Source organism: Hirschia litorea, from assembly GCF_042665075.1.
Classification (GTDB): Bacteria; Pseudomonadota; Alphaproteobacteria; order Caulobacterales; family Hyphomonadaceae; genus Hirschia; species Hirschia litorea.
In genome coordinates this window covers 1-5,861 of the sequence record NZ_JBHTBR010000001.1, presented here as the reverse complement: position 1 = coordinate 5,861, position 5,861 = coordinate 1, and the positions used below count along the sequence as shown (strand labels likewise).

General features: G+C 50.2%; 3 tRNA genes and 3 rRNA genes. All 6 read left to right on the top strand.

What is annotated here, in order from left to right:
• Window positions 1–427: 427 nt before the first annotated feature.
• Window positions 428–1,877: ribosomal RNA gene (locus ACFQS8_RS00030) — 16S ribosomal RNA — on the top strand.
• Between the two features lie 242 nt (window positions 1,878–2,119).
• Window positions 2,120–2,196 (top strand) — tRNA-Ile (locus tag ACFQS8_RS00025).
• A gap of 47 nt (window positions 2,197–2,243) precedes the next feature.
• Window positions 2,244–2,319: transfer RNA gene (locus tag ACFQS8_RS00020), tRNA-Ala, on the top strand.
• Between the two features lie 225 nt (window positions 2,320–2,544).
• A 23S ribosomal RNA gene (locus tag ACFQS8_RS00015) occupies window positions 2,545–5,317 on the top strand.
• Window positions 5,318–5,494: 177 nt separating this feature from the next.
• Window positions 5,495–5,609 (top strand): 5S ribosomal RNA (gene rrf, locus ACFQS8_RS00010).
• Together the 16S, 23S and 5S rRNA genes with 3 tRNA genes alongside form the textbook arrangement of a ribosomal RNA operon.
• 167 nt (window positions 5,610–5,776) lie before the next feature.
• Window positions 5,777–5,853: transfer RNA gene (locus ACFQS8_RS00005), tRNA-Met, on the top strand.
• Window positions 5,854–5,861 lie beyond the last annotated feature (8 nt).

Sequence of the window (5,861 nt, the reverse complement as noted above, 5' to 3'; positions counted from 1 at the left end):
CTTAGTCTTCGGACGGTTCGGAAATTAATTAAAAAAAGTTCTTGACGGAAACGGTGCTGGACTTTATATCCTGCACCTTCGCCAAACGCTGATGTGGATGCATCTTCGAGCGGTTACAGTTAAGGGTTCGAGCCCACAACATTCCTGACCACGGTCGTTTGAATGTTTGTTTTGTAGATGTTTGACATTGTAAGATTGGAAGAGAAACGCAGGCGGCGTCGTGCTTGCTCTTGGTTTGTTCAGCTTCGGTTGACAAATCATTAACGACACAGACGGTTTGCGTTTTTCAGGAAGACCAGTTCATAAGAACTTATTATACTAGGTTTACTTAGTATATGTGACAATGAACGGGTCTCCCGTCAAAAAGTGCAAACGCTTTAACTAGCAATCGAATAATAAGATCATTATTTGATTCGTCAGGTCAACTCAACTTGAGAGTTTGATTCTGGCTCAGAACGAACGCTGGCGGCAGGCTTAACACATGCAAGTCGAACGCCCTCTTCGGAGGGAGTGGCAGACGGGTGAGTAACGCGTGGGAACGTGCCCTACACTTCGGAATAGCCCTTGGAAACGAGGTGTAATACCGAATACGCCGTATTGGGAAAGATTTATCGGTGTAGGATCGGCCCGCGTTAGATTAGTTTGTTGGTGGGGTAATGGCCTACCAAGACTACGATCTATAGCTGATTTGAGAGGATGATCAGCCACACTGGAACTGAGACACGGTCCAGACTCCTACGGGAGGCAGCAGTGGGGAATCTTGGACAATGGGGGAAACCCTGATCCAGCCATGCCGCGTGAATGACGAAGGCCTTAGGGTTGTAAAATTCTTTCACCGGGGAAGATAATGACGGTACCCGGAGAAGAAGCTCCGGCTAACTTCGTGCCAGCAGCCGCGGTAATACGAAGGGAGCTAGCGTTGTTCGGAATTACTGGGCGTAAAGCGCACGTAGGCGGATTAGTAAGTTAGAGGTGAAATCCCAGGGCTCAACCCTGGAACTGCCTTTAAAACTACTAGTCTAGAGGATAGGAGAGGTCAGTGGAATACCGAGTGTAGAGGTGAAATTCGTAGATATTCGGTGGAACACCAGTGGCGAAGGCGACTGACTGGACTATTTCTGACGCTGAGGTGCGAAAGTGTGGGGAGCAAACAGGATTAGATACCCTGGTAGTCCACACCGTAAACGATGAGAGCTAGTTGTCAGCAAGCATGCTTGTTGGTGACGCAGCTAACGCATTAAGCTCTCCGCCTGGGGAGTACGGTCGCAAGATTAAAACTCAAAGAAATTGACGGGGGCCCGCACAAGCGGTGGAGCATGTGGTTTAATTCGAAGCAACGCGCAGAACCTTACCCACCTTTGACATCCTAGGACAACTCCAGAGATGGAGCCTTCTTCGGACCTAGTGACAGGTGCTGCATGGCTGTCGTCAGCTCGTGTCGTGAGATGTTGGGTTAAGTCCCGCAACGAGCGCAACCCTTATCTCTAGTTGCCAGCATTTAGTTGGGCACTCTAGAGAGACTGCCCGAGTCAATCGGGAGGAAGGCGGGGATGACGTCAAGTCCTCATGGCCCTTACAGGTGGGGCTACACACGTGCTACAATGGCAGTGACAATGGGATAATCCCAAAAAGCTGTCTCAGTTCGGATTGTTCTCTGCAACTCGAGAACATGAAGTTGGAATCGCTAGTAATCGTGGATCAGCATGCCACGGTGAATACGTTCCCGGGCCTTGTACACACCGCCCGTCACACCATGGGAGTTGGTTCTACCCGAAGGCGCTGCGCTAATTTGGCAGGCGACCACGGTAGGGTCAGCGACTGGGGTGAAGTCGTAACAAGGTAGCCGTAGGGGAACCTGCGGCTGGATCACCTCCTTTCTAAGGATTTTGGGGAATTTCAGTTTACTGATTTCGCCGATATCTCTAGCATTAAGTTGCACCATTTACTCTTTATCCAGTAAGTGAGTGACAACAAAAACATAGCGGCATGTCGCCGTCTTCGTTTCTCTTCCATCTCAGTCATCGACGACAATATGGTCATTGTTGACTGAGAACAGCGAGCCCCGATAGGGCAGGGCGATGCGGTCTCACTGAGCAAACAAAACCTTGCATAAAGCAATGGGTCTGTAGCTCAGGTGGTTAGAGCGCACCCCTGATAAGGGTGAGGTCGGAAGTTCAACTCTTCCCAGACCCACCATTGCTTATCCTGACGTGGTTCAATGAATTCGGTAGAAATATCGATAAGGGGCCGTAGCTCAGTTGGGAGAGCGGTAGCTTTGCAAGCTTCAGGTCGTCGGTTCGATCCCGTCCGGCTCCACCATTCTTCTAAAGACTGGCATTCACCTATCAACTCAGGTTCGCTGTAACACAAGTTTCGCTTATATCTACAGGATATAAGTGGATTGACATTGTAAGGAGGTTGTTCATCCGCGCCATACACCGGCGTTTTCCTCGAGGATGAACACGTAAAACTAAGTATCGTCTGACAACGATCCATGTAGTAGAAAGAATACATATTCTTCTCTGCGCATGGGTATTGTTGAGTGATCAAGCGTCAAAAGGGCATTCCGGGAATGCCTTGGCAGTATGAGGCGATGAAAGACGTGGCACGCTGCGATAAGCTGTGGGGAGGTGCGAGCAACCTTTGATCCATAGATTTCTGAATGGGGAAACCCATCTCAGATTTAGTGGTTTTAAGCATGACCTTTTAGGTGATGTTTGGATCTACTAATTCATAAACGAGATACTTTAACCTGAATACATAGGGTTAAAGAGCAAACGCGGGGAATTGAAACATCTCAGTACCCGTAGGAAAGGACATCAACCGAGACTCCGAAAGTAGTGGCGAGCGAAATCGGACCAGGCCGCGTAGTGATATAAGTTGAATTGGATGGAAAGCCAAACCATAGTGGGTGATAGTCCCGTAAACGTAAAATGATCTACCGTTAGAGTAGGGCGGAACACGTGAAATTCTGTCTGAAAATGGGGGGACCACCCTCCAAGCCTAAGTACTCCATACTGACCGATAGTGAACAAGTACCGTGAGGGAAAGGTGAAAAGCACCCCGACGAGGGGAGTGAAACAGATCCTGAAACGGAATGCCTACAAGCAGAGGGAGCTCTTCGGAGTGACCTCGTACCTTTTGTATAATGGGTCAGCGACTTAGTCTCACAAGCAAGCTTAAGCCGTTAGGTGTAGGCGCAGGGAAACCGAGTCTGAATAGGGCGTCGAGTTTGTGGGATTAGACCCGAAGCCAGGTGATCTAGTCATGTGCAGGTTGAAGGTGAGGTAACACTCACTGGAGGACCGAACCCTTGAGCGTTGAAAAGCTCTGGGATGACGTGTGACTAGGGGTGAAAGGCCAATCAAACCTGGTGATAGCTGGTTCTCCGCGAAATCTATTTAGGTAGAGCGTCGTACGAATACCATAGGGGGTAGAGCACTGGATGGGCTATGGGGACTTACCGTCTTACTGATCCTAACCAAACTCCGAATACCTATGAGTAATATACGGCAGACACACTGCGGGTGCTAACGTCCGTAGTGAAGAGGGAAACAACCCTGACCACCAATTAAGGCCCCCAAGTAACGGCTAAGTGGAAAAGCATGTGAAGATGCTGAAACAACCAGGAGGTTGGCTTAGAAGCAGCCATCCTTTAAAGAAAGCGTAACAGCTCACTGGTCAAGCGTCTTTGCGGCGAAAATGTAACGGGGCTAAAGCCGTTCGCCGAAATTGTGGACATGTAAATGTGGTAGCGGAGCGTTCTGTAAGTCTGTGAAGGTTAACCGTGAGGTTAGCTGGAGATATCAGAAGTGAGAATGCTGACATGAGTAGCGACAAAGCGGGTGAGAGACCCGCTCGCCGAAAGTCTAAGGTTTCCTGCGCAATGTTAATCAGCGCAGGGTTAGTCGGCCCCTAAGTCGAGGCAGAAATGCGTAGACGATGGGAATCAGGTTAATATTCCTGAACCAGGTGGTAGTGACGGATTGTGGAAGTTGTGTGCCCTTATTGGATTGGGTATGCCGCCAAGCAGTTCCAGGAAATAGCTCCACCATTAGACCGTACCCGAAACCGACACAGGTAGACAGGCAGAGCATGCCAAGGCGCTTGAGAGAACGATGTTGAAGGAACTCGGCAAATTACACGCGTAACTTCGGGATAAGCGTGCCTCATGGGGTAATTCCCGTGAGGGTCACAAACTAGGGGGTGGCGACTGTTTATCAAAAACACAGGGCTCTGCGAAGTCGCAAGACGACGTATAGGGTCTGACTCCTGCCCGGTGCCTGAAGGTTAAAAGGAGGGGTGCAAGCCTCGAATTGAAGCCCAGGTGAACGGCGGCCGTAACTATAACGGTCCTAAGGTAGCGAAATTCCTTGTCGGGTAAGTTCCGACCTGCACGAATGGAGTAACGACTTCCCCACTGTCTCCAACATCGACTCAGCGAAATTGAATTCCCCGTGAAGATGCGGGGTACCCGCGGTCAGACGGAAAGACCCCGTGAACCTTTACTCTAGCTTTACAATGGCATTATCGATGGCATGTGTAGGATAGGTGGGAGACTTTGAAACCGGAGCGCCAGTTCCGGTGGAGTCGTCCTTGAAATACCACCCTTGTCCTCGATGATGTCTAACCGCGGTCCCTTATCGGGATCCGGGACCTTGTATGGTGGGGAGTTTGACTGGGGCGGTCGCCTCCTAAATCGTAACGGAGGCGCGCGATGGTAGGCTCAGAACGGTCGGAAATCGTTCGACGAGTGCAATGGCATAAGCCTGCCTGACTGCGAGACTGACAAGTCGAGCAGACACGAAAGTGGGTCATAGTGATCCGGTGGTCCTGTGTGGAAGGGCCATCGCTCAACGGATAAAAGGTACTCCGGGGATAACAGGCTGATGATGCCCAAGAGTCCATATCGACGGCATCGTTTGGCACCTCGATGTCGGCTCATCACATCCTGGGGCTGGAGCAGGTCCCAAGGGTTTGGCTGTTCGCCAATTAAAGTGGTACGTGAGCTGGGTTCAGAACGTCGTGAGACAGTTTGGTCCCTATCTGCCGTGGGTGTAGGAAGTTTGAGAGGATCTGTCCCTAGTACGAGAGGACCGGGATGGACATACCTCTGGTGGACCTATTGTGGCGCCAGCCGCAGTGTAGGGTAGCTATGTATGGACGGGATAACCGCTGAAAGCATCTAAGCGGGAAACCTCCCTCAAAACTAGACTTCCCTGAGAGCCGTCGTAGACTACGACGTCGATAGGCCAGGTGTGGAAGCGTAGCGATACGTGAAGCTAACTGGTACTAATTGCTCGATCGGCTTGATCCGATACATACCCATGCGTGGCGACGAATATGTTGCTAAATGTTGGCTAACCCCCAACGCTCGGAGCTTAACGCTCTCCGGAAAAACATCATTACAAAGCATGTGATTATCGTCTTGATACTTAGTTTTACTCCTCTTTACCGTCAGGTAAGAGGAGCATCCATTGTTCGATTTTATTGAACTGGTGATTATTGCGAGAATTCCCCACCCGATCCCATCTCGAACTCGGTCGTTAAGGTTCTCAGCGCCAATGGTACTGCGTCTTAAGGCGTGGGAGAGTAGGTCGTTGCCAGTTCTATAAAGTCGAACAATAGAATTTACGTTTCTTTTGAAAACCTCCTTCACAGTCCTGATAATTCAGGGCAAGCGGCTTTGTCCTTTCTGATCCAAAAGTCAGATCCGGAAGAAGCCGTTTTTTGTGTTCTGTATAAGCCGCGAGGAGCTTGTACATCGTTTGTTTGATGCGGGGTGGAGCAGCCCGGTAGCTCGTCAGGCTCATAACCTGAAGGTCGTTGGTTCAAATCCAACCCCCGCACCCAAACTTCTA